Annotated in this window: 1 protein-coding gene; it reads right to left on the reverse strand. The window is 29.8% G+C overall.

Annotated elements, in window-relative coordinates:
- On the reverse strand, window positions 1–227 hold a 227-nt coding region (locus tag CN514_RS19635), incomplete at its 3' end, for an integrase core domain-containing protein (RefSeq protein WP_217993944.1).
- Window positions 228–329 lie beyond the last annotated feature (102 nt).

Consider the following 329-nt stretch of genomic DNA (forward strand, 5'->3'; position numbering starts at 1 on the left):
AGGTTATTTAATTTCTTTTGAAATCTTTTATTATTGTAGTACCAAATATAACGTTTCACTGCGTGCTCAACTTGTTTTTGATCGTTAAATTGATATCGATCAAAGCATACTGTTTTAAAATGGCTAAAGAAACTTTCGATGCATGCATTATCCAAACAATTTCCTTTTCTAGCCATACTTATTTTTATATTGTATCTTTTAAGTGTCAGCATTAAACGAGATTTCATATTTTCCATTCTTTGGTTGCACTTGAATATTTGAAACTTTAACAGCTTTTGAATCGATCTTTACAAGTAGTTTTACATATTCCATTCGGTCCTGCGGAATCA

The sequence above is a fragment of the Bacillus sp. AFS001701 genome (assembly GCF_002559405.1).
In the GTDB taxonomy this organism is placed as follows: domain Bacteria; phylum Bacillota; class Bacilli; order Bacillales; family Bacillaceae_G; genus Gottfriedia.